18 protein-coding genes are annotated in these 23,066 nt (G+C 36.3%); 3 read left to right on the top strand and 15 right to left on the bottom strand.

Translation table 11 applies throughout. The annotated features are described in order from the left end of the window. Position 1 precedes the first annotated feature (1 nt). The 15 genes from BN853_RS02150 to BN853_RS02080 form a co-directional block, all read right to left on the bottom strand. Positions 2-1,048: a carbohydrate ABC transporter permease gene (locus tag BN853_RS02150; RefSeq protein WP_052591140.1), complete on the bottom strand. Its 1,047-nt coding sequence runs from the start codon at positions 1,046-1,048 to the stop codon at positions 2-4. After that, complete coding sequence (locus BN853_RS02145) at positions 1,032-2,213, bottom strand: carbohydrate ABC transporter permease (protein ID WP_030004299.1); 1,182 nt, start codon at positions 2,211-2,213, stop codon at positions 1,032-1,034. The genes BN853_RS02150 and BN853_RS02145 overlap by 17 nt, the downstream gene beginning before the upstream one ends. Then, positions 2,210-4,714, bottom strand: a complete 2,505-nt coding sequence (locus BN853_RS02140) for a DUF5696 domain-containing protein (RefSeq protein ID WP_030004298.1) — start codon at positions 4,712-4,714, stop codon at positions 2,210-2,212. Before BN853_RS02140 ends, BN853_RS02145 begins: the two co-directional genes overlap by 4 nt. An 8-nt stretch (positions 4,715-4,722) precedes the next feature. Continuing rightward, complete coding sequence (locus BN853_RS02135) at positions 4,723-5,406, bottom strand: Yip1 family protein (protein ID WP_030004297.1); 684 nt, start codon at positions 5,404-5,406, stop codon at positions 4,723-4,725. 1 nt (position 5,407) lies between these two features. After that, positions 5,408-6,844, bottom strand: a complete 1,437-nt coding sequence (locus tag BN853_RS02130) for an NHL repeat-containing protein (RefSeq protein ID WP_030004296.1) — start codon at positions 6,842-6,844, stop codon at positions 5,408-5,410. Positions 6,845-6,852: 8 nt separating this feature from the next. Next, a complete protein-coding gene (locus BN853_RS02125) occupies positions 6,853-7,761 on the bottom strand; it encodes a carbohydrate ABC transporter permease (protein ID WP_030004295.1) in 909 nt (302 codons plus the stop codon). A gap of 3 nt (positions 7,762-7,764) precedes the next feature. Beyond that, positions 7,765-8,685, bottom strand: a complete 921-nt coding sequence (locus BN853_RS02120) for a carbohydrate ABC transporter permease (RefSeq protein ID WP_030004294.1) — start codon at positions 8,683-8,685, stop codon at positions 7,765-7,767. Continuing rightward, positions 8,682-11,549, bottom strand: a complete 2,868-nt coding sequence (locus tag BN853_RS02115; RefSeq protein WP_030004293.1) for an extracellular solute-binding protein — start codon at positions 11,547-11,549, stop codon at positions 8,682-8,684. The genes BN853_RS02120 and BN853_RS02115 overlap by 4 nt, the downstream gene beginning before the upstream one ends. Before the next feature lie 78 nt (positions 11,550-11,627). After that, the gene (locus tag BN853_RS02110) at positions 11,628-12,032 is read right to left on the bottom strand and encodes a hypothetical protein (protein ID WP_157869925.1); all 405 of its coding nucleotides are present in this window, start codon (positions 12,030-12,032) and stop codon (positions 11,628-11,630) included. Beyond that, on the bottom strand, positions 12,029-12,298 hold the full coding sequence (locus BN853_RS02105) for a hypothetical protein (protein WP_030004291.1): 270 nt from the start codon (positions 12,296-12,298) through the stop codon (positions 12,029-12,031). The genes BN853_RS02110 and BN853_RS02105 overlap by 4 nt, the downstream gene beginning before the upstream one ends. Positions 12,299-12,371: 73 nt before the next feature. Beyond that, positions 12,372-14,603, bottom strand: coding sequence for an immunoglobulin-like domain-containing protein (locus tag BN853_RS02100; RefSeq protein WP_030004290.1), 2,232 nt, complete (start codon positions 14,601-14,603; stop codon positions 12,372-12,374). Between the two features lie 141 nt (positions 14,604-14,744). After that, complete coding sequence (locus BN853_RS02095; RefSeq protein WP_030004289.1) at positions 14,745-16,448, bottom strand: beta-N-acetylhexosaminidase; 1,704 nt, start codon at positions 16,446-16,448, stop codon at positions 14,745-14,747. After that, the gene (locus BN853_RS02090) at positions 16,445-18,259 is read right to left on the bottom strand and encodes a phosphodiester glycosidase family protein (protein ID WP_030004288.1); all 1,815 of its coding nucleotides are present in this window, start codon (positions 18,257-18,259) and stop codon (positions 16,445-16,447) included. Before BN853_RS02090 ends, BN853_RS02095 begins: the two co-directional genes overlap by 4 nt. Before the next feature lie 2 nt (positions 18,260-18,261). Beyond that, entirely contained in the window at positions 18,262-19,179 is a 918-nt protein-coding gene (locus BN853_RS02085; RefSeq protein ID WP_030004287.1) for a hypothetical protein, read from the bottom strand. Positions 19,180-19,278: 99 nt separating this feature from the next. Beyond that, positions 19,279-19,989: a GntR family transcriptional regulator gene (locus BN853_RS02080; protein WP_030004286.1), complete on the bottom strand. Its 711-nt coding sequence runs from the start codon at positions 19,987-19,989 to the stop codon at positions 19,279-19,281. A gap of 123 nt (positions 19,990-20,112) precedes the next feature. On the opposite strand from BN853_RS02080, the gene BN853_RS02075 reads away from it, so the two are divergent. The 3 genes from BN853_RS02075 (at position 20,113) to nagB (ending at position 23,059) form a co-directional block, all read left to right on the top strand. Continuing rightward, positions 20,113-20,988, top strand: a complete 876-nt coding sequence (locus BN853_RS02075) for an ROK family protein (protein ID WP_030004285.1) — start codon at positions 20,113-20,115, stop codon at positions 20,986-20,988. A gap of 194 nt (positions 20,989-21,182) precedes the next feature. After that, entirely contained in the window at positions 21,183-22,328 is a 1,146-nt protein-coding gene (nagA, locus tag BN853_RS02070) for an N-acetylglucosamine-6-phosphate deacetylase (RefSeq protein WP_030004282.1), read from the top strand. A gap of 5 nt (positions 22,329-22,333) precedes the next feature. Beyond that, entirely contained in the window at positions 22,334-23,059 is a 726-nt protein-coding gene (nagB, locus tag BN853_RS02065; protein WP_030004281.1) for a glucosamine-6-phosphate deaminase, read from the top strand. The last annotated feature ends 7 nt before the right edge of the window (positions 23,060-23,066 follow it).

Here is a 23,066-nt window from a genome sequence, read left to right as displayed (position 1 = left end):
ATTAGCCTACAAGGCCACTTCTTTCAATACCTTCTGTAAATAGAATCTTTTGAACTGCAAGATAAAATATGAGTAATGGAATCATTGCTAACATCGCAGACGTATTTAACACCATTGAAGTAAACAGTGGGTTTTGAGTCACGTCTTGGTCAAATAATTGCCACACACCGGCTTGTTGAATTGCGCCTTGAATTGCATTTCTAATCGACATCATTTTGGTTGTTAAGGTCGAGAAATCACTATTGACCTTTGAAACAAAGTTCGCCGTGAAATAAGAATCGTTCCACTGCCACACAAAGGTTAAAATACCGGCAAGTACCATCGCACCTCTGGCGTTTGGTAACATGACTTTGAAGAACACTTGGATTGGGTTTGCCCCATCGACGTGTGCCGCTTCTTCTAGCTCTTCAGGAATCCCTCTAAAGAATTGTCTGAATAGGTAAATGAAAATACCTGACTTAATCCCCATGCCGGTGGCTGCAAATAAATACAAGACCAAAGGCGTTCCAAGTAACGATTTACCGGTACCTAGAAAATCCATTAAGGTTAATTTTAGTGGTAATTCAATGGTTGATGGTGCCACAATGATGGTTGCAAGAACAATCACAAACAGCACATTTTGTCCTTTGAACTTCAATCTTGCAAACGCATAGCCAGCAAGTGCGGTCGTTAATACCTGAAGTATTGTTACAATACCACTAAGCATCAATGAATTCTTAAGGGCGGTAAAGTAATCTAGAACTATTACCGATATCTTAAAGTTCATGAGTGAGAACGTTTCAGGAATCCACAAGACCAGTGGGTTATTGATATCCTCTGGCGCTCTAAGTGCAATCGATATTTGTTGAATTAACGGGTAAATAATGATAAATGCTAAACCATATAGTAGAAAATACTTTAACAGGATTGCCGCCTTTTCAAGCAGTAACTCAAACGTCATCTTTCTTTTATAAGCAGTTTTTAATCGTTTATCGTATACTTTTTTTGATTCGTTCTTTAACTTATCAAATTGACGATTTAGAAAGTGGGTTTTATTTTCTGTCATCATAATAGAACACCCTTCCTTTCATTAGCATAAATACAAATGCGATAATCCCGATGTTGATGATGAAGTAACTGACCGAGATACCCGCAGCTAACCCATAACGGTTTTGTGTCATCGCAAAATCTAAGAACCGGTAAATCGGTGCTCTTGTAAATGAATCAACAACTGTATAAATTGCTGCAGTTAATATCAGTGGTGTTATCATCGCAATTGTAATCTTCCAAAACATTACGTATTTTGAGGCGCCTTCCATTTTAGCTGCTTCATAGAGTTGATTTGGAATTGCTTGAATCGCTGCGATAAAGATTAAAATTTGTATGCCTGATAAGTTCACAATCATAAAAATTCGATCAACCGCTTGTAAGACGATTTCCATAAAACTCTTTCCAAGTCCAATTTCTAAGAAGAACATGGACAACTGCTCAACAAACATTTGATCTGCCCCTGTTGAGGAATCAATGTATTGACCAAAGCCTTTAGATAATGTGTCTGAAATTAACGTAAAATTATAAATGACTGGTATAAAGAAAATTGCTTTGATGATGGTTTGTCCCTTAAATGGTTTATTTAAGAAAACGGCAATCAAAATCGAGAATATCAAGATGATTGGTAAATCAATCGCTAGATTTTGAACAAACATGTACAACTCAACGTTGAACACCGTATTTCCATCAACAACGTATCTAGAAAACAACTCAATGTAGTTATCCAATCCAACAAACGATATGACTAAACCGTCGTTTGAAGGCATCACATTATTAAAGCTCCACCAAATCGATTTAAAAAACGATGGCAAGAAAAATAGTATCATCCCAATCAGCCAAGGGGTTGTAAATAAAACGCCCCAAATGACCTTTTGATTTTGGTATGGAATTCTTGAAAACCATTCTTTAAACTGACGATAAAGACCAACTTTTTCAAGTTTACCTTCATTAATTTGGACTAAACGTTCATCCATTCTTGTTAGTTGTACTTTGATCTTTTGATTTTTATCTGCAAGCTTAACAATTTTTTTGATGTTTTTATTTTTGTTTTCAGACATTAAATCATCAATCTTTTGTTGATTCTTTGTTTGTTTTTCTTGTAGACGTTCAATTGCATTTTCCGTTTTTATTCTGTGGACTTCAAGTTTGCTTGGATCGACATAAGAAATTATTTTATTTTTCATGGCATCACCACATAACTTTCTGTTTCATAATTAATACGAATGGTTTTACCATCTCGATAAGTCACCTCAACGATTGAACCTTGAGGGTTTAATACTTGGTGATTGATGACTTTTTGATTTAAAATATTTAAGTCATCTAGGGTAGTCATCATTGTGTTTAAATCTTCTAACCAATACTTATAGTATGTCGAAATCAAATAATTATATTCAGTCTTGACTAACTTCGTTGTTTCTTCTGCTGTAAAGCTAAATTGAAGGCTTGCGCCAGTTTCAATCGCTTTTAATAAATGCCAATGAATACTCTTTGAATCATCCATATTGACTGAATTACCTGCAAAATCCATATAGCCATTTAAAACCAGTGGTATGAATGGAATATCAAAATCAACGATTGGGTGCATTGTCCCCTTCAATGATAAATCAAGAATTTGACTTGCTTGTCCAATTAAATATTGGTTTGGATTTCTAAGCTGTACACTCTTATCTTCTAGACGATTCATCATGCTCATTTGGTTTGCCGCAATTTCATTACGGAACATCGTTTCTTTTTTATTTAAATTCGATGCGAATGATTGACCAAAGTCCGTTAATGAAATGTGGGTAGCACCAAGACGATTTGACGTTTTAATGACGTTAGAAAATACCCTGTTTTGAGCACTTGTGTTTAACACATAACTGATGGTTTTTGATTTATCCGCAAGTAGCGTTGCTTCATCGTATGGATAACGATACACGGGTTTATGGAAAATATTTTCCGTGACGTCCTTTTTCACATTTATATGCTGATCCGTATAAGCAAATGTGGTTGAAAATTCTAAGAATAGATCAATCTCTTCTTTGTTTAAATCTTTAACCAATTTTTCTAGTGCTTTTCTTGATGTGATGTTCTTATTGTAATCAGTTTCTAAGTACGCACTTGGTTTGACCCCATTGTTAGAAAAACCCTGGTAAGTCATATCAAATTGGTCGATGCCTAAATCGATTAGATCATCTTTAATTTGTCTAACACCTTTTGTTGAGGTTAATGCCTCAACACTCGTATAAGGAAACCCTAAGAAATATTTTTTCTCTAGGTAACCGCCAAGCAAGGTCACATGAAGTTGTTTTTGTTTGGTGATTTCTTCTAATTGATATAAGTCAACTAAATGCGTTTGGTAAGCATTGACCATGTCGTAATACGTTAGATTGCTTTCTTCGATGAACTGATATTCAAAGACAAAATCGTCTTTATTGTAGTCGATACTCCATGAAGTGACTCTTTGCGACGACGTTGATGATTGGAAAATAAACGCATCTCTTTCTCTAATAAAATAGCGATAGTTTGCGTAAGGTATTTTATGCACATAGACGCCACTAGATGACTCGGTTAGAAAGCCAGCCTTTAATGTGGTCATATGATCGCCTTCTTTAATGACGTTGATAAAACCATAATCATTTTTTGCATACCCATACATCGCAAACGATAAACGTTCGCCACTAGAGGGTTTGATTTGATGTGCGGTGCCCACACTCATATCTGAGCCGTAAATTCGTTTTTCATAACCGACGGTGTTGTATTTTTGATTATTGTGATCGATATAAACACCAGAGCCATCCGGAAGCACTGTAAATCCCTCATCGTTTAAGTTACCAGAACCAAAAAATGGGAGTAGGTCAATGTATGCAATCGGGAAATCTTCACTTTCAACGATTGAATCATTGTTCAAGCGTACCTCTAAGCCTTTTGAAGTCAATTGATACGTGACTGAAAATTCAAAGTATGGCAATTGTTTAGATGTTTCAAACCCATAAGTAATAGAATCCTCAATGTATTGATCATACGTATAAAGCGATTCATTAAATATTAAATTATAAACGATATCAATTGAATCCTGACTCGTTAATTCTTTTAAATAATAACGCTTATCATTTTCGACGTAATTAAACTGTGCTTTTAAAAAGCCTAGTTGACGTCTGATGGTTGAATCTGTTTGACCTTTTTCTTCAAGTGGTTCTAAAATCAAACGCTCAAATGTTTCTTTACCTATTTGTCTAGGTAAATCACTCATCATTAAGTTATGCTTTCCACCGACTTCATAGAGCACTTCAAGTTGGTTATCTTTAACTCGAAACTGATAGTTTTTGTATTTGATTGATTCATCATTGATACTTACCATTTTGGATGCTTCTATTTTTCTTTCATAATATAAGACGAAAAGTTCTCTTGCGTCTGCTGGAATGATTAGTGTATCGTGTTTGGGTGTCGAATACCAAATCTGATTTGTCACTTTATCAAGCAGTTCAAAATTTGTATCTTCTGTTTGTAGTGTCAATTTAAATCTTGTGTTTTCTAGAGTGATTTCATCCTCTGAATAATTCTCATTTTCTATAAACCCTGTCTTGTCGTAAGCAGGTCTTGGTTTATAAACCGTTTTTTGTCCTAACACTTGGGTTAATACAAACAACGACAAACCAAGAATTATTAGAAGGGCTACACCGTATTTAATTATTTTAGCTTTCATAAACCCTCCTAAGAATTTCTTATTATGAATTCATCGTAAACTTGACTGATGAATCCTGACAATTGTTGAAATAACGTTAAAATGAGTAAACCGATAAAGATAATTACGGCAACTGCAATTAACGAAACAAGTATCGTAACTAGTGTTTTTAATAAACCGTATTCGTGAACGACTAACAAACCAAATAATCCAAGATAACCAGTAAGAAATACCGATAATCCCCCAATTGCTATATAAATCGCAAGTTCTTCTTGAATCAGGAAATTTGAGACAATGGTCATTGGAATCCCTAACCATACCAATGGAATAATGGCATATGAGAGCACTTTGAAAATTTCTCCCATGTTGCCTTTACCATCAAATAATGAGGTAATACTCCAGTTGCCTATTGTGAGTAAGACAATGGGTGTGGCTACTAAGAAAAACGTCTTGACGATTGAGAAATCACCAACAAACGGTTCACTTACTAAAAACCCTGACCCGGTTACTTTTAAAGCATTTGTTATAACAAGTAAGAGAATGTAGATAACCGCAACGTGGTATTTTCCTTTTTTCTCATACTTAAAGTCCTCGTATCCCTTAAAAGGATGCGTGAGTATATAAAGTGGAAACTTAAAGAAGTCTTCTAGCACATTCTTAAAGCCTTGGCCATAATCATAGTTACGTAATTTAGATTGAATTTGCTTAAACATTTTATTCATCTCCTTCACGCTTAACTGCTTGTTTGACCGAACGCACAATTCCAACTGAGAATAACACAAATCCACCCACTAAAACATAAGGTAAATAGATCGCTAAGTTATTGTTTCGGTGCTGCTCATACGCTTTAGAGTAGTTGTAGTAATCATAACCGAGTTCAAGGTTTTTCATTGCCTCTTTATAGTTACCCTCTCTAAGTTCTGCTCTTCCAATACCTGCATAGGCTAAGAAATAGTTTGAATTTAGCTTTAAAACCTCTTGCCATGTTTCTTTGGCTTTATCATAATCCATGTCATGATAACTTGATACCGCTTCATTGACTAAGGAAGCAAACATCACTGGTTCAAATATTTTGATGCTTTTTGATATGTTATCTGTAACAATAATTAATTCATCAAAATAAGCAATCGATGTCGGACCAGACAATTCATTTTGTAAACTGCCTTTGTTTGCAGAAATGTATAATAAATTACCCTCTTTATCATAAGTAAATATACGGCCACGGTTTTGATCTAAAATGCTAAAGCGTTCTTTAGAACTATGAACCGTCACATCAATGATTTGAGATGGCCCTTGCGTCGTTCTTGTGTCTGTATCTTGTGTTTTGGCATCGCCAACCACACCAACATACCCTTTCGTTTCTAGGACGTCTCTACCTTTGAAATTTAATTTTTTAACCGGTTGCCAAAATTCAGCTTTTGAAGCCGTATAAATATAACCATCAGAATCAATATCGAGCGAAGTAAATGACGACTGTAATTTAAGTGCCATTTTATCTCTTTGTTCTTTGGTCGAAAAACGGTATATTAACGCATCTAAAACCGATAATCTGATGGTATTTGTTCCGAAGTAACGATTAAAATTACCTTCTTGATCAAATTCCATTACCCCTTCAAACACGTTATACGCAATGACGTTCATACGACCTGTTCGGTCAACTGCTACTCTAAGTGGTTTAAACTCTAAGTTATCAAAAATCACGTCATTTGGATTTTTCACTTCTTGAATGAGTCTTTTAGTTATCAGTGAAAAAATAGCAATACGGTTGTTGTTGTAGTCAGACACATATAATTGATCTTTAAATACATAAATACCTTGAGGTGAATTCAACTGACCTAATTCGTCTGTAGCCTCAGGTAGTGAAGACTCGTACTCAAATGCATTATTGAATATGTGAATTTGATTAGAGGTCGCATCTGACACATATAGCTTATTCTCATAAACAAACACGTCTCTTAAATCACCAAGTGTAATTGGATTTCTAAGACCGTTAGTATCAACAATATTTGAGTTATCCACGTTTCTTAGTAAATGCATCGATTCTGCTGATGCGATTTGATCCCAGTAAGCGTAATTATACGCAGCTTTTAAATTTAATTGTGAGGCCAGTACTACTGTTAGTGTCAGTACAAATATTAACGTTTTCTTCATACATTCACCTACTTAATCCCTGAGTGTGCCATCGTATCAATGATACGTGATTGGCTAATAATAAATACCGTAATTGGTACAACTAACATTAATAACGCTACCGCTGCTGAAGCACCTGTTCGTGCAATCCCACCGGCAACAATTTGTTGTAATGCGAATGACAGTGGTTTAAGGTTTTCTGTGAAAATATAAGCCCCACCATCGGTAGACCACAGTTGTTGGAACAACAAGATAATCACGGTCAACCACGCAGGTTTCACAAGTGGCATCACTACGATAAAGAAGACTTTATATTCGCCTGCACCATCCATCTTCGCAGCTTCTAACAACTCGGTTGGAATAGTTACCATAAATTGTTTCATTAAAAACAACCCTAAGGTAAATCCCCACGAAGGAATGATAATAGCTAAATGTGTATCGATTAGTCCTAACCATGAAATAACTAAGTAGTTAGGTACCGCTGTTACTAATGTCGAAAACATCAGTGAGTAAACAATTAATTGATTGATTAAGGCTTTACCCGGAAACTTTTGTTTCGCTAGTGGATAAGCCGCAAGTGCCGCTAAAAATACGTGACCCGAAACCCCAACCAAAGTAATGACAAGCGTGTTATAAAAATACCTAGAAATCGGAATTCGAGTGTTACCAATTAAGTTAAATAACGATGTAAAGTTACCAAGTGTAAAGTTTCTTGGAAACAATTTGGGTGGAAATAAGAAAATTTCATCCAGTGGTTTAAAAGCATTAGCAATCGTAAAGACAAGCGGATACGCACTAAACAGACCAAATCCAATCAGTAGGATACTAAGCATCAAATCCCCTTGCCAAGACCGACTAAGACGTTTTTTTCCTTTTTTCTTAATTCTTTTTTTCTTGATACTTTGTAATTTTAAATCTGATATTTGATTTTGATTCATCTCTTAAGTACCTACCCTTCTTAAGATTTTTTGAACCCCAAGGTTTGCAACGATCATTAGCAAGAATAAAATAGTCGCAATCGCTGATGCATACCCCAGCTCCATACGTTGTGAGCCAGCCCCAAAGTCCATCAAGTGAGTGACAATGGTATGTCCTGAATACTCTACTGAAGGAAACCCTAACAATTGTGTTGAAACAGAGGCAATCCCGAACGATGACGTGATTTGCATTAAGGCACCAAACATCAATTGAGGCATCATTTGTGGTAATGTGACATACCACAACTCTTGCCAACGGTTTCTTATACCATCAATTGCTGCAGCTTCATATAAGGATTTATCCACAGTTTGAAGCCCTGCAACAAACGATAAGAAACTAATCCCCAGCGATAACCACAGTTGCACAACAATAATGATAGGTAGTGCGTAAGCTGGTGTTTTTAGCCATTGAATTGGTGCATCAATGATGTTTAAATTGATTAAAAATGCATTTAAATACCCATACATATCCCCATTAAAGATTAACTGCCACAATAAGAATGCCGAGCCACTAATCGATGGCGCATAAAACACAACCGTCAATATCCAGCGAATTTTCGGTGGTAATTCATTAATTAACCAAGCGAAAATGAATGAAGCAGCGTAACTGATTGGTCCAATAATCACTGCGAGGATCAATGTATTTCTAAGTGCAATTAAGAATACGTCGTCATGAAGTAGTAAATACGTATAATTTTCAAGCCAAACCCACTTAGGTGGATTTAACATATCAAACGTTGTAAAGCTTAAGAACAAACTCATTATGACTGGTAATATGGTAAATGTGAAAAATATTACCAAAAATGGAGCCATCATGCCATAATAAACTTTCTTAGCTTTCATTTGTTTAAATAAAGATTGTTTAAATTCCTTGTTTATTGTCATAGGCCTAGCTCTTTTCTCTTTCTTGCGATCTCTTCATTAATCTTTAAATGGTAATGATAGAGCGAGTCTTGCGGAGAGACGTTACTATTTAATACTGCCCTAAAGGCATTATCAATGTGTCTTCCTACAATATAATCCCCTGGCACGGTTGGAATTCCAACCGCTAACTCACGCTGTTGTTTTAACATGAGGTAGTCTTTAATCGGCCAAGGCAATTGTTCGAATGCTTCGATGTTTGCTGTAGGGTATCTAGCGGCCGAACCAATAATGGCTTCCATCCCTCTTGCATAATCGGTTTGTGTGTCTTTTGATAACCACCACTTCAAGAACGTCCAAGACGCTTCTTTTTCTTTGGTATTTGCCATAATAACACTTGATGTGACGGTTGATACACTTTGTTGCATTAACTCCCCGTCTACCACTTTACCTGGAATTAGTCCATAATCCCATTGGCCTGAAATCTCTGGTGCAAATACGCTTAACGTATTATATAACGAATAGTTCGCAATCCCAATTGGCATCTCACCGCTTCTAAAACGGTTAGCGAAGTTCGCTTCAAGTGCGAACTCATAATCAGTAAATAATCTTGTAAAATCCATAAACGCATCTATGTTTGGTTTTTGTAACATACCGGACTCTTTACCTTCTTCGATGTAAAGATCCCCACCATTTTGTCTAATCATTGCATATAAAACCGTTGACATAGACCCTTGAGTGACTGGAATGTAGAACTCTAAATAACGTTTTTGTAACATTGGGGAGATGTCTATAACCTCTTCCCAGGTTTTTGGTAATTGATTAATGCCTACCGATTCTAAAATGTCTTTGCGATAGAACATCACAAGGAAATCTTCTGTATCAGGTAGTGCATAGGTGTGCCCGTTAAAACTTAACGCTTCCAAAGCGGATTGATTAAACCAAGAAGAAACTTCACTAAAGTCATCAAACGTAGACAGGTCAACAATCGCGTTACGAATCCCCCAGTTAACTGGCATTTTTTGATCCACGCCAATCGCAACGTCTGGACCATTACCTGAGAGTGTCGCTTGTAGCAAGACACCCATATTAACCATTTTGAGATTCACGTTAATGCCTTCTTGCGTCGTAAAGGATTCATCAACTAACTGTCTTAAAAGTGTCGTTTGATCTCTACCAGTCCCAATCCACACTTCAATTGTAGGTCCTTCTACGGTTGTGCCTGTTCCAAAGTCCGAATCGTCTTTAAATGAACCAAAGAATAAGGTTAACTCATGCCAAAATTTTTGGAAAATGTTTTGGCTTATTTTAGGCAATTTATAGTTATCACCTGATAATATGATTTGATCAATCGATAATGGTTGTTCAGAGACTGTGATAACCCAAGAACCCAATGCGGAAATGTTTTGTTCGAATTCTCTTAATCCTTTTTGAACGTTCTTCTCGTCGGTTATAAACTTCTTAACCTGATTTGATGTTCGATCAAACGCAGATATCAGTGAGCTTCTACCACCACTAATTTTGATAATGTCACTTCTTAAAGATTGTAACTCTTCTTCAAAGTGTTCTAAACGAGCATCAAAGTTAGTGACGTATCTCTTTAACAAATAATCTTGATACGGATCCGGGTTAAGACCAGTTCTCATTACGACTTCACGGTAAAAACTTCTAAACTCTTGAATCAAGACGTTGACGCGTTGAACGATTGGCCCATAAGTACCGATGTTAGCAGATAAACTGATGGTATTTAATCCCTCATCAAGGTAGACATACATTGCATCTTTGCCACCAACAGTCACGTATCTTAAATTACTATTGTATTTGAATTCTAATTGATTAGCCTCTAAAAATGGCGTTTCACCATTAATTTTTAAACTTCTTGTCGAAGATTGTCCGCTTGAGAAGTTTTGCATGACTTTAAATGATAATTTGTAAAACCCAGCTTCTGTGACGTTAGCTTGCCATGTAATCTCATCACCAGCAATGCGCCAGTTATATCCACCAATCGCGTTGTATCTAGTAACAAATGCTTCATATGGTGTGAACTTAGAGGTTGAAAACTCAGCAATTGGGTTTAGAGACGGTGAACTCTTTAAATACGCTTCTTCCGCTTCAATGGTTAGGTTTTTCTGAGATACTTTCGCACCATTTGATACATGTGTTTGATAGTAGGTATCATAGCTCACTGGTTTTTCTTCTTGGAAAAGATAAAGACTACCAATGACGACTGGTTCTCTCTTCGATTTTAATGTGACGGTATTTACACCGGCATTAAAATAAAATGCGTAAGCTTCGTTATAATAACCTATGCGGTCTTTAAAGGTATCGGTCTGCCATAAATGGACTTCAACTTGCTTTGGTCTGACGTCACTTATGCCTTCTTTACGACCTTCAGAGACTTTATACGCGTCTTTGAATTGACGTAAGAGCGTCACACTTTCAGCTTCGATGAATGGTGATTCGTCATTAATCAAAATTTGACGTTCAATGCTTGAACTTCGTCCAAGTATTGAGTAATAGTCTAGCCCCAAATTATAGTAACCAGCCTTATCTACGTCAACAGTAAATGTCACATCCCCTGATTCAGGAACGTATAGACCGTTTTTCTCAACACCCAAATCATCCTTAAATGATCCTTTATACGGCGCATCATCTGACACTAGGCCGTTTTCATACGTATAAAAATCCAAATCAAGTTCAATGACTTCATTCGGATAGACCGGATCGTATTTCTTTTTATAAGCTTCATAAGTCAGACTAGAAGTTGTCTCTAGTTCGTATATCGAACCATTATAACTACGCATTGTAGCGCTTTCTTCTTCCATATTTAAGATAAATATTCCTGCAGGAATTGCCACAAGTAACAGCAGGATCATGATTTTTTTCATAAGACACCTCATTCATTTTAAGTTGTATAGTCAATTCAAAAATAGTATATCACGAAATCACTTGACTAGTCAAGTTTATCAAGCACTTTCCAAGATTTTTTTTACCTCTTCATCAAGTGCTTCATCAAGTGGTTGAATCCGTTTATAACCGCTTACTAAAGTCACTAGTATAAGTAAACTAAACCCACTCAATCCAATGATTATCCCTAGAATCGGAATTAAAATCAGTGTATAGGTATAGACAAACCCAATAAGAAGTAACAATAAGCTACGAACAATAAACCCAATCGTCAATAAATAGCTGTGTTTTAGAAGTGACTTGACATTTAAATCGTATAACACAGATACGAATAGTCCATGGATGTAGCTCACTAATGAGAACACAAACAAGAACACCATCAATGAAAAACTAATGAAATAAAACCAATCAAACGGCTCTAAACCAAAGTAAAAATAGACCGAATTAAACCCTAGTATCATCAAAATAAATGAAAATACAACGACTGGTTTAATGGTTTTTTAACCACCCTTTTTAACGTTTTAAAGTACACTTCAAACACATTAACGGACGTTTTCTTTAAAATAACCCTTAACGAAATTGACCCTACTAGAAGCGATAATGGTAATCCAAAGACGACAAGTCCTAGTATGGTTGTTGTAATCATTAACACATTAAGTAAAATCATTTTAAAGAAAATATCTGTGTAATGATAAAGCTTTGAGTTGATATAGCGATCAAAAAATGACATACGATTCCCCTTTGTTAAAAACGTAAGAACAAGCAACTCAAAAAAGCTGCTTGTTCGACGTATAATTAATAAATTATTCTACTTCAACAAACGATACAACGGTTGTTGATGCGTCTTTAAAGTTTGCAATACCTGCTCTCCAACCTTGAACACCTGAGGTTGCCGCTGGGAAAGTATCCCATGCATTAACAAAATGATACGCAACAAAGTCTCTTGCTGCAACGGTACCTACAACACCTTGATTGTCATAAGTTACGTTTATCGCATTTTTACCAATTAGAAGCATGTCGCCAGCTTTAACGTATGAACCAAAACCGACCGTTTGTGCACCGTTATTCGCATAAACCGCATCATCAAACCAACCTTGTTCTTTGGTATACGTTTGTTTTGCTAAGATATTTCTAACAACCGTTGCTTGTAAGTCACTGTTTAACACAACGACCGTACCAAACGCTTCGTTATATATACCTGACCATGAAGTCACCGTTTCTAGATTTGTTACTAAGAATAAATAGTCACCAAGTTTTGAAGCGTCCGTTAGATTTCTACGGTTGAAGTAATCTTCTGCCGTCATAACAACCACGTCTGTCTTCATACCACCAATCATCATTTCGGTCACTACTGTTTGGTCAACAGTCACTAAGTTCGAATTTAGTGAATCGGTATGTGTTGCTTGACCAATGCCTTTAACGACATAACCATTCACACCATTATAGGCGGTAAAGCTTGATACATCAAATGATGTTTCTGTGGTGGTTCCTACTAATTTAGTGTAAGTACCTAGTTTTAAGTACACTTCGTATGTAGCTGTCCCTTCGACTGCTTCCCAAGTTAACACATTAGCATTCTCAGTGCTAATTGTTACCACTGGTGCTTCAAGTGTTTGAATTTCAATTTTCTTGTAGACAATTGAATTTGATTCAAGAGATGAACTCCATTGGAATTGATCTTTTGTATTGGCTACGACTGTGATTGAATAACCATCATTCGTAGAAATTTCAAGTTCTAACGATGATAAATCCACTGAAGTGCCTGTGATTGGTTCACCGTGTAAAACACCGTCAACAAATAATTGATAGTTGATTGCATTTGGTACTGCTTGCCATGATAACGTGTGTCTATTTAATTCGATTTCTGGTGTTGCAATTGGATCTGGTAATGCAATTAACACACGATAGTCTTCGATTAATTGTAATTCAATTTCAGTTAACTCAAAAATATCTTGAGCGTCCTTAGTTACTGCACCACCAGTATAACCCGTGTAGAAAAGGTTAGATACTAAGAAAATACGTGCCTTTTGAGGATCCGCTGGGGCAATAAACATAATATAACCACCCTCAGGAATGACTTCTTCAATACCAGTAAATAAGCTTCCGCCACCACCTGTGTTCCAAACAACATCAGTATGTGAAGTCACAGTTTGTCCATCAACGACGTCCATTTGTAGGAAAACACCTGTTTGGAATCTTGCGTGTACGATGTTATGATCTTTGTCTGTAACAATAAGTGACCCGTATGGTAATAATGGTAAGTTACCGTTTGTAGGGTATTCACTACCATGTTCAAGTACTTGTGCACTAAAGAATTCTTTTGACATGACGAATAATTTGTCTACTTGTCTAAAGCGTGCGCCATATGTTCCTGCATTTTCAAATGCGGCATCGTCATTATAGACGTATTCGACCCAATCATCACCAATGACAGCGGCATCAAGCGTCACATCAAGTGCTTCTTCAACAACGACATCACGATCGATTGAGGTTTTATTGCCTGATTTATCTTCAGCTTGATAAGTGATTGTGTAAGTACCAGCAACATCTTTATTGTAGTCTTTTACATCAACTGTGATTGTAACATCATAGTTATCAACGTTGTCTCTAGCTTGTACGCCATCAAGTAAATCAACTTCTCTTGTTTGTAAGTGAGTTAAGGTTGGTAACATACCACCAATTGCGCCCATAAACGCAGGTGCAACTTTGTCTTCTGCCTTAATCACTGTGACAACAAATGTCTTTGTATCGGTTTCGCTACCTAAAGTAAGTGTCGCTGTTAGCGTTACTTCTTTGTTTTGGTTTGGTCTTGAGACCTTACCAGTAGCTGAAATCGCTTGGTCACTTGAGGTCCAAGTTACCGTTACGTCACCAACTTTTTGATCTAACGTTAGGTCTTTAGTAACAGAATCTCTTGTATCACCTGATTGGAAACCCACTTCAAGTGTTTCGATTGCTTCTTTTACTTTGTCTTTGTCTGATTTGCCATTACATGCGGCTAAGCCAAATGCAAACAGTGCGACTAAAGCAACCATTAAGAAACTTTTTTTAATTGCTTAATCGTTTCATTCTTTTTTCTTCCTTTGTGTTAATTGTATATACATCTACCATCATTATAACGAGACTTAATTGTATAGTCAAGTGTTTTTTGAAAGCGTTTTTTATTTTTTCTATAATTACGGTTTGCTCGAAAACGCAATATCAGCGTATTTGACGGACAAATATGGTTCTTTTGATAGATTCTCATCTAAGTAAGGTATTGAATCCCCTTTTTTAAACTGGGTTGTTACCGTTATAAGTTCATCGACCCTTCTTAACTGAGAATATAGCCTTGATTGAATCACTTCAAGACCAAACACTTTATACGTTTGTTTCCACATACGTTCAAATCCTTCTAAGAATGCCATTAATTGTCTTTTCAAATCAGTCGCTATCGTTTCAATGCCAAAGAAATGATGGTCCTTAAAATAACCCCTTAACAATGCCTCTCTTAACTCTAACTTCTTTAACAGTACGAGAAAAAGTGATTGATAATACGAGTTGATATCACTACTTGCTTTTAATTGATACGCGCGAAATGTGCTAATGAGTGACTGAATTTTGTTGAAATCATAGCCAACAAGGTCATTTAAATAGATACCTAGAAGCACATCATCCCATAAGAGCATCACTGGGTCAAAGCCTTGATGCGAAACCAATGATAACATCGTTTGTGCTTTCGTGTTTAGAATGTGATTCTTATCAAGATAGGTTTCATTAAACTTACTGTTAGACAGTAATTTATTGATGTCACTTAAGCCTAGAAAGCTACTATCATAAACAGCATATGCTCCATCGTCATTCCATTGTGTCAAAATGATTTCATCTAATTGATTATTTATACAAGCTCTTATTGCGTGACTTGCCGTTTCTAAGGTTTTCTTTTGATCGTAGGTCAATCTCGTCCAAATCCATGTACCTGAGGCCATAATGACTTTTCTGTTCATTTCTTTATGTTTTTTGATCATTTGATCATAGACTTCATAATTTTTGTTGTAATAATCCCAGTAGACTAATGTCATCTCTTTTGGTAATTGATTAATGAAATCCTCTTCGAATGAAATCGAATAATCGTAATAGTAATTGGTTTTAGAGCGATGTCTAAAAAACATATCAGACCACATACAAATCTCATCAAATCCAACTGCTTTTGCCTTTTCATAAACCACACTAACATGATTCAAAAAAAGTGATTCAGGACTTTGATACCCGTGTAATTTATAATGTGTACCAAATGAAAATCCAAATGTTTCATCTAGTCCCACGTGAATTTTGTTTGTTTGAAACACTTCTTTACAAAATAAAAGCATCTCGTCTATTAATTGATATGTTTGATCAGAAATTAATAAAACATCTCTTTGATCTTTATATGCTTCTGAGGATGGCCATCTTAGGAATTGACTCATGTGACCAAGTGTTTGAATGCATGGCACGAGACGAACACCAAAATGTGCTGCGTAAGTCACTAGTTCAATTAATTCTTCTTTGCTGTACTTACCTCTTAGATACCCGAACTTTGGGTAGTTCTTGAGTTCATAGATATCCTCTAAGTACAACCAAATTTCATTATAGCCTAAAAGTGCCTGTTTTTTAATGACTGCTTTAAAATAATCGACTCTAAACACAGCATTTCTAGATAAGTCGATCATTGTCCCTTTGACTTTTAGCTTGTCATCCTGTAAAGGCGTTTGAAACATAGACAAATGATTCAAATATAATAGTGCGCTTGGAATATTCTTATAGTATAGTGTTGTTTGATCATGATAGGTTCTTTCACTTAAAACAAACGCTGTCATGTTGTGTTTAATATTCAGTTCGCTAAGTAGTTGATTTAGACTCATTTTTTTCTCCCTTTTACTGTAACAATGCCAAAGGTTATCGCTATTAAACCTACTGCTGGTATAATGATAAACCATGCACTGTCGCTATTTTCTTGATTCTCTGATGGCACTTCTATGTCGACCTTCTTATCGTAGGTATAACTTAAGGTGTCTTTCGTTCCATTTTTTAATTCGTAATAAATCGTAAATGTATTTACACCTTCAACAAGCTCATTAAATGTTGCACTTCTTAGCCCCATGTATTTAACTAATGCGACCTGTCTTTCTTCAGTCATTTCATTGATGATGTACATCCGGTCAATCAATTGGTCCGGATCAACAAAAGAAACGTTGATTGTAAACTTGGGGTCGGTAACTACCCCTTCTATTTCGAACGTTGGTAAAACTGGTTGTTTTTCCATCGATTGATAAAATACGGTTTGAAAAGCCACTTGATTACTAAGTTGATTAACCACACTAACAGCAGTCGTCATCGTTTGATCAATTGTGATATTTTTAATATGACTTGTCAGATCTTGTTTGATGTTGTTGACATAAACATCATAATTTAATGATGGCAGTACAAGCGTAAGCATCTCGTTGTTGTAAGAATGATTGATAACGTTTTGTTCGATTGGTTTGATAAAAAGCAAAGCGTTAGCTACTCGTCTATAAGTTGTTCCTGATTTTTCAGATGGCGAGTTGAAGATTTCAAGCGCCCCATTCCGCTTGATTACCGCTTGGGTTGAACCTCCACCATCCAAATTAAATCCCTTAATTACCCCATTTTCTTTCATTATTTGTGCAAACTCTCTTAAATTAACGCCTTGAGAAAAACCGGTTTGTCTTCCGTCAACTGTAAAAAACATTGGTTCGTTGTTTTCATTAAACCCGATACCTGTTCTTGGGTGTCTTGCGGTGTTATTTGAAACACTTTGTCCCCCCATCACATCAAATGAACGAACAATCGCATCTTCAATAATCATCGAGTCAACACCCACCATGGCATTGCCCTCAGAAAACCCTTTAATGGATTTTTGAACCTTCACGTTGACACCCAAATCAAGCAGTTCGTTAACGACCTCATTCGATGATGAAATACTCGCTTTTTGTGTTGTCGTCTGAATTGTATCATTTCTATATTCGCCGTTAATAAGTGAAAATGACAGATGGGACCCACTGACGTTTTTAGAAAAGAAATCAAAACTATAGTGCTTTGTCGTTGTGTTATTTATCGAACTATAGTTATAATAAACCGCCGTTTGATTTACATCTGATATACGCTGATTGATAGGCAGAATTGGTGTGACATACCTAAGTGCATTTGAGTCTTTATCATAAAAAAATGCATAATACGTTTCTAGATTTACTTGTTTATGGGCTTGGATAAAACGCCCAGCCGGGTTTAACTCAATCGAAAAATATTTGTCATGATTCACTGGATTCATAATTCTTGATCCAAAAATGACGTTTGAATTGATGGATTGATTGGTTGTAAAATAGTCACCGTTGATTGCAGCAATCACTTCATATCCCGGATGTTTAAGTTCAAAGTCTTTGGCAATGGTTAGTACGTCTTGATTGATAAGGTTGCCACTTGGATCAAGATAACTCCATGTTGTCGTTTGTAAACGACCGTCGTTTGTCAGAATCGATATGTTTTGAACAGATTCAATGTTCGAGTCATTCGTTACAATAGCTTTTATGTTTTTCGCTATCAGTCCATCGTTTTGATAAATGGTTTCGTCAGTGATTTGATAGCCTAACCCCTGTGCATAAATTTGAATTGGTACTAAAAATAATAACAAACAAATAATCACTAATTTTTTCATAATTAAATCCTCTTTGGTTCAATTGTAATGTTTTGTCTACCCGTTTTTGAATCAATTGCTGTCGTAATAAATCCTTGTTCGTTTGGACAACTCATTGAAACTGATGACGCTTCATTGAGTGGTGTTAAATACTGCTTGCCATCTTCGCTATAAACCAAATGACACTCATGCCATAAAGCGTTATAGACCGATGTCTTTGTAGGAATCGCTGTTTTTCCTTCATTTCTTGCTTGATCAATTGCATTGACTCGCTTATAAGTTTTTGGCATTTTTGTCCCATGCCCCATGGATTGAAACAACGGGCTTACAAAGTCAGCTGGTGTTTTTAGCAAGTATTTCTTTCTAAGATTAACCGAGTAAGGTAATGTTGATACTTCAATCACCTCAATCGTAAGTTGTAAAAAATTAGGTTTGGGACTAATTAAAGTCATCCGCAAGGTATCACCAGGTAAGTAATAGTGTTCACTAAAACTTGGGTGATATTGTGCATAAACATTTTTCATGCCATTGTGGTTTGATAACACACTCGCAGCGTAGTATCTTTGATTTGCCAAATCATAACCACCTTCATCACTAAATTGGTCAGTGATGTATCGCCAAAATGGCCGGTACACACAAGCCCCTTCAGTAATCTGATTGTTTAAGATTGCCCTTGAGAAGGCTAAGCCAACATCTGACTCATCGGTTGCGTGTCCACCCATGTAAATGGAGGAGACATCTAGGTTTTTGTGATTAAAGTCCACCATTTTGTTGTTATTAAATCCATCATCAAATCGTTTGATGAATGGTAAAGGCAGTGTCACAACCCCTGTTATGCCTAAAAAATCATGCGGTACGCTCATCACTTTATGGTACCATGCACCGCCAAAGCAGCGTTGTTTTTCTTTTTTAATGTTGCTAAAGTCAAGTTCTTTTATCATATTCGCCATCCTTAAGTTTTATTCTAATAAAAGTATAACAACTAATTATCAACTTGTCTAGACATAATAAATGGATAAAAAGAAAAAGCGATTGCTCGCTTATCCTTTGACTGCATGTTGTACAAACTTGTATTGATCAGCACGATAGTAAGATTTCACATATTCAAACGGTCTACCATTTGATAAAAACGTATTTCTAACAATCAATAACGCTGGATCGTTTGGTTTAACGTTTAGTGCGTGACTTACGACTTGACTCGTGGTAACCGCTTCAATGGATTGAATACAGTGAGAGATTTGATAGCCCAGTTCTTTTTCAATGTATTCATAAAAAGAACCCTTTAAATCTTTTTCTTCGATAGTCTTAAATAGTTTTGTTGGTATATAGAGTTGTTCAAACAAAACAGGTATATCATTCCCATAACGAACGCGTTCAATATGATACACTTCATCCTTCTTAGATAAAAACAATTTTTCAGCGATTTCAATCGGTGCCACCATTTTCTCAAACGTTAAAATTTGATTGGATACTTTTCGATTAGTCGCAGCCATTTCTTCTGTAAATGAACGGACACCGTGAATATTCTTTTCAATCTTTCGTGAAGAAATAAACGTCCCCTTGCCTTTGTGTCGATACAAGTAACCATCATTTACTAAATTGTTGAAGGCTTGTCTAACCGTCATTCTTGAGACGTTGTATTTTTCTTTTAGTTCATTTTCGGATGGGACCAAATCTCCGGTTTGTAATACACCTTCATTAATGTCCTTTTTTAAATCATTTTCAATTACCTTATAAATTGGAATTGCCATTTTATTCCTTCTTCCTTAATATTTTGATAAGTTATACTTATCCTCATTTGGTTGTTTTTATCTATTGTTTTTTAGTTTTTTACCCATTATAATGAGTATAGATTTCTGAAAGGCGGTTTTTACATGAATCATTATTTAGTATTTGATATTGGTGGTACTGAAATTAAATATGGGGTTATCACAGAGGATGCCACTTTAATATTTAAAGACAAGTTCCCGTCTAGAGGTACAACAGGCGGTAAATACATTTTAGAAGACATTTTAGAGAAAGTTGCTTTATTATCTTCTTATGAGCCAAAAGGCATAGCAATTTCTTCTGCAGGTGTGATTAATTCCTCTACAGGTGAAGTTTTGAGCGCAACCAATACCATCGTCGATTATATCGGCATGAACGTAATTTCATATTTAAAGGATCGAACTAATCTAGACGTTTCCATATTAAATGATGTCAACGCAATGGCCCTTTGTGAAACAAACGTCGGTGCTGCAAAAGATTCTAAGTTCACAATTGCCTTAACTGTTGGAACAGGCATTGGTGGTGCGATTGTCTTAAACAATCGTTTGATTGAAGGTAACGGTTATAACGCCGGTGAATTTGGACTCATGCGGTTTAATAACCAAGATTACGAACAACAAGCTGCTACTTCAATTCTTGTAAAAAATGCACAAGCTGTCTTTGGTGATACTATCAAAAATGGGATTGATGTCTTTAACCTCTATGATCAAAAAGACGAACAAGCCATCAATTTGGTAAATCAATTTTATGACAACCTTAGCGTTGGTATTGCAAACCTCACTTTTGCATTTAATCCAGAAGTAATCGTGATTGGTGGCGGTATTACCGGCAGAGATAGTTTTATTAATGAACTACAATCTCACGTTATGGCAAAACTAACCCCACATCTTCGGAAGTATACCACACTCGTTGCTGCAAAACACAAGAATGATGCTGGTATGATTGGTGCATTCTTCCATTATAAGAATCAATACATAAGATAGATTTACATTATTTATTATATAACTTATCACTTGACTTTACAAGTTAAGATGCCTTATTTTTTCATAAAATATCAATGAAATGGTCAAAGAAGATTTCTTGACCTTTTTTATTTGACTTATTAAACTTGACTAGACAATTCAATCGGTGTAAACTATAGATAGTCTATTAAATTCACAAGGGGGGGTAATTACACATGATTACTTGTATCAAAAATGTCCACATCGTCAAAGAAAACGAAATCATCTTTGGCTCCATTGAAATTGAATCCGGCAAGATAAAATCCATCATTAAAGGCGATCAAGAGAAACAAAGCGAAAGCGAATTCTTATACTTAGTGCCTGGGTTTATCGACCTACACATTCACGGCTCTAATGGCCATGACGCCATGGACCACCACAACAAAGACTCAATCAAAGAAATGGCTAAATCGTTAGTCCAAGAAGGCACCACTGCTTTTCTACCAACGACTATGACTCAAAGTGTCGAAAACATCACCAAAGCGCTAAGCAATATCAAAGCGTATCACGCATCTCAAGATAAGAGCGCCTCAAAAGTCTTAGGCGTCCACTTAGAAGGCCCATTCATCAACGTCCTAGCAGCAGGTGCCCAACCAAAAGAATGTGTGGTTTATCCAACCATCGAACAATTCGATGCCTATCAAACAGCCAGTGGAAACTTAATTAAAAAAGTCTCACTCGCACCAGAGGTCAAAAACGGTCTTGAATTAATCAAACATTTAAAACAAACCGGTGTGGTCGCATCAATCGCACACACCAAAGCACTTTATCAAACCGTCGTTGAAGCCATCGGTTGTGGGGCTACTTCATTAACCCATACCTATAACGCCATGACCCCACTTCACCACCGTGACGTTGGTGTGGTAGGTGCAGCACTTCTACACAACGAACTATCTTCTGAATTGATTTTTGATAAAATCCACGTCAGTGTAGAAGCCGCAAAAATTCTCTTAAATGCCAAAGGCGTTGATCACTTAGTACTCATTACAGACTCTATGAGAGCCAAATGGTTAGAAGAAGGCGTCAGTGAACTTGGTGGTCAAAAAGTCTATATCAAAAATAACGAAGCTCGCCTTGAGGATGGGACTCTCGCAGGTTCAATTCTAAAAATGATTGATGGCTACAAAAATTTAGTCAACGACCTTGGATTAAGCCTCGTTGAAGCCTCAAAACTGGCTTCAGTAAACCCAGCCAAAGAACTTAATGTCTTTGATCACATGGGCTCAATCGATCTTGGTAAAGAAGCCAACTTCGTCTTACTTGATCAATCACTCAACATCAGACAAACCATCATTGATGGAAATATCGTATACAAAGGATGAAACAAATGAAAATACACGTACTTAATAGTAAAGAACTCGTCAACAAAACCGTCAGTGAACACCTGATTAAATTTGTTAGAGAACACAAAACTGGCGTCCTAGGTTTAGCGACTGGTTCAACACCAATTGGCATCTATGAAGCGCTCGTTAAAGATCACAAAGAAAACAATACTGACTACAGTCAAATCAGAACCATCAATTTGGATGAATACGTCAATCTAGATCAAAACCATCCTGAATCTTATTATAGCTTTATGCACCGCAATTTATTTAACCACATCAACGTAAAACCACAGAACATCCACTTGCCAAACGGTAATGAAAAAGACCTTGAAATGGCATGTCAGTCGTATAATGACGTCTTAAAAAATAACCAACCCGACATTCAAATCTTAGGGATTGGGGCTAACGGTCACATCGGATTTAATGAACCTGGTACATCCTTTGATTCTAGTGTACACATCATTGAACTACAAGAACAAACAAGACTAGATAACGCACGCTTCTTTGACTCAATGGATGACGTACCTAAAAAAGCAATCACGATGGGCATTAAAAACATCATGGATGCCAAACGCATCATACTAATCGCCTTTGGTGAAAATAAATCAGAAGCGGTATACCAAATGGTTAAGGGCAAAGTCACTGAAAACTTACCCGCTTCTATTTTACAAAAACACAACAACGTCGAAATTTACTTAGATGAGTCCGCAGCTAGTAAATTATTTTAAGAAAAAA

Source organism: Paracholeplasma brassicae, assembly GCF_000967915.1.
Lineage (GTDB): Bacteria > Bacillota_I > Bacilli_A > Acholeplasmatales > UBA5453 > Paracholeplasma > Paracholeplasma brassicae.
The sequence above is the reverse complement of the archived record's forward strand: the minus strand, read 5'-3'. Positions and strand labels throughout refer to the sequence as shown.